Origin of the sequence: Halobacterium bonnevillei, assembly GCF_009831555.1 — an archaeon.
Taxonomy (GTDB): domain Archaea; phylum Halobacteriota; class Halobacteria; order Halobacteriales; family Halobacteriaceae; genus Halobacterium; species Halobacterium bonnevillei.
Genome location: NZ_WUUU01000271.1, coordinates 1 through 2,690 on the forward strand (window position 1 = coordinate 1; position 2,690 = coordinate 2,690).

At 68.1% G+C, this 2,690-nt stretch carries 3 protein-coding genes and 1 pseudogene; 2 read left to right on the plus strand and 2 right to left on the minus strand.

Annotated elements, in window-relative coordinates; translation table 11 throughout:
• Both GRX66_RS18160 and GRX66_RS18165 read right to left on the minus strand, forming a co-directional pair.
• A partial coding sequence (locus tag GRX66_RS18160; protein WP_201293092.1) for a DHH family phosphoesterase occupies nt 1-507 on the minus strand: 507 nt, incomplete at its 3' end.
• A gap of 93 nt (nt 508-600) precedes the next feature.
• A complete protein-coding gene (locus GRX66_RS18165) occupies nt 601-1,020 on the minus strand; it encodes a universal stress protein (RefSeq protein WP_159527744.1) in 420 nt (139 codons plus the stop codon).
• A gap of 291 nt (nt 1,021-1,311) precedes the next feature.
• On the opposite strand from GRX66_RS18165, the pseudogene GRX66_RS20880 reads away from it, so the two are divergent.
• Nucleotides 1,312-2,145 (plus strand): annotated as a pseudogene (locus tag GRX66_RS20880) (PAS domain-containing protein); the annotation flags it as partial.
• Between the two features lie 70 nt (nt 2,146-2,215).
• On the plus strand, nt 2,216-2,690 hold a 475-nt coding region (locus GRX66_RS20215), incomplete at its 3' end, for a PAS domain S-box protein (RefSeq protein WP_233745668.1).

Sequence of the window (2,690 nt, forward strand, 5' to 3'; positions counted from 1 at the left end):
GAAGTCGAGGGTTTCGCGACGGATGGCGAACAGGAGCGCTGTCGCGAGCACGGCGTCGACCGCGATGTCGAGGGTTCGAACGTACTCGGTGAGGATCGTCGCGACCGCCCCGATTTCCTCGCGGTGGTCGACGAACCGCGCCTCGATATTCTCCGCGGGGTGGTGGTCGATGACGATATCCACGGCGGTGCCTTCGGGAACGTTGTTGTTCGCGCCCGGCACCGAGTGGTCGACGAACGCGACCAGCGAATCCGGCGGCCGGTCCTGGAGGGTCGTCGGGTCGAACTGTTCGAGGTCGATTTCGAGGAGGTTGACGAACGCCCGGTTCTCCTGGTGGGAGATGTCGCCGCTGTAGAGGATGTGCCGCTCGTCGATGCCGGCAGCGGCCGCGATTCGACCGAGTGCGAGCGCGCTCGCCAGGCAGTCCGGGTCCGGGTTGTTGTGGCAGATGATGTTGAGTTCGCCGCCGTCGGCGAGGAGGTCGTGGAGCTCTTGGGCGTTGCTCATCCTCTCCCATTTAGTCGTGATACACTTAGGCGTGCGTGCCGCCCGCCCCCGGACGACAGTCACCGGGACTGGGCAGTCTCCAGGACTGGGCAGTCACCGAACGACGGTCACTGGGACGGGCGAGCGCTTGAAGACCGTGTCGGCGACGTTGCCGATGACGAGTCGGTCGCTGACCGATCCGCCGTGGCTGCCCAGTACGACGACGTCGAACTCGTCGGCTCGATTGACGATCGTGCGGGCCGGGTGGCCCGCGCCGACGATTGTGTCGATGTCGACGTCGCGTTCGGCGGCGAGTTCCCGTGCGCGGTCCAGGACGGGTTCGGCGGCTTCTTCGGCTTTCGCCTGTGGGTCCTCGGCCATCGCAATCGCGGTCGCCTCTCCCATCATCGGGGACGGTACGCCGACGACGGTCAAGACGGTGATGTCACTCCCGGCGTGAACGTCCAGCGCGTACCGGAGTGCTTCGGCGGCCATCTCGGAGTCGTCCATCCCGACGAGCACGCGTGAGACCATACGTGAACGAAGGGACGCGGTGGGGTAAACCTTTGACCCCGAGGGGCACTACCAGTGGACCCGTGCCTGACAGGGAGTGTCCGCGGTGCAGTCGAGAATCGGGTGTTCCGGCCGCGGGGCGACGATTGCGCTGTGCCTTTTGAGGGTGTTCAAGAACGTGATGTGAGGAGGATCCGAGTCATCCACCATCTTTATGTCCTGCTACGCTTTGATTGTCAAGCAAGATGAGAGGTCAACTCCTTGAGTCGATTCTCGAGGAGGAAACCCGTGGTTGAAGCGGAGTCGGGACTGGTGACGGCAGTCGCCGAAGCCCTCCTGGACGGTGCCGACGTGCTCGTCGTCGCCCGCGACCACGCGGGTCGCGTCACGTTCGCGAACCGGTACGCTCGCGAAGTGCTGAGGTACGAGCACACCGACCTGGTCGGGCGGCACTGGTTCGAGGAGTGTCTCCCGGACGCGGTCCGGGGCGAGCGAGTGGAGCGCTCAGACCGGTTGCTGGCCGGGGACGCCGAGCCGCCCCTGCGACACGAACACGCGGTGGTCGCTCGCGACGGCGAGCGGCGAGTCGTCGACTGGCAGACGGTCCGCTACCGGGACGCGGACGGCGACGTCGCCGGGACGCTGAGCACCGGCCGAGACGTCACCGAACGGCGGCGTCGGGAGGCCGACCTCGAGGCGAGCGAGCACCGCTACGAGGCGCTCGTCGACCAGTTCCCGAACGGACTCGTGACGCTGTTCGACGAGGACCACCGCTACCAGGTAGTCGGCGGGACCGGGTTCGAGCACCTCGGCGTCTCGCCCGCGGACCTCGAGGGAGAGCGGCTGGCGGACGTGTTCCCGCCGGAGAACGTCGAGACGCTGGAACCCCTGTACGACCGGGCGTTCGATGGCGAATCCAGTACGGTCGAGGTGGGGCTCGAAGACCGCGTCTTCTGCGTCCACGTCGTGCCGGTACGCGACGACGACGGAACCGTCGTCGCCGGAATGACGATGTCCCAGGACGTCACCGAACGCGCGGAACGCGAACGCGAACTCGAGGCCGCGCGCGGCCGCTATCGGACGCTCCTGCAGGCGGCGCCAGACCCCGTGTTCGTCGCTGACGCCGACACCGGTGACGTCGTCGAGGTGAACGAGGCCGCCGAGGCGTTCCGCGGGGAACCCCGCGAGGACATCGTCGGGCCGCCACCAGACGGAGCTGCATCCGGCCGCGGAGCGCGACACCTACCGGGCACTCTTCGAGCGCCGCGTCACGGCGGGCGGGTCGCGACGCCGTCTCCCGGACGGCAGCCAGATACACGCGGTGACGGCCGACGGCACGCGGGTTCCCGTCGAGATCAGCGCGGAGACCGTGGAACTCGGCGACCGGACCGTCGTCTTCGGCGTGTTCCGGGACGTCAGCGACCAGCTCGAGTACGAACGCGCGTTGACCGAACTCAACGAGGCGACCGTCGACCTGTTCACCGCCGAGACGCCTGCAGTGGTCGCCGAACGCGTCGTCGAGACGGTGCGAGCCGTCATCGAGCCGGCGGCCGCGAAGGTCTACCTGGCGGACGAGACCGAGGGCGTGCTCCGGCAGGCCGCGCACGCGGCGGGGCCCGACCTCGCTGCAAACGCAGGCGGGCAGGCGATCGTGCAGCCGGGCGACCACGTGGCGTGGCGCGCGTTCGCAT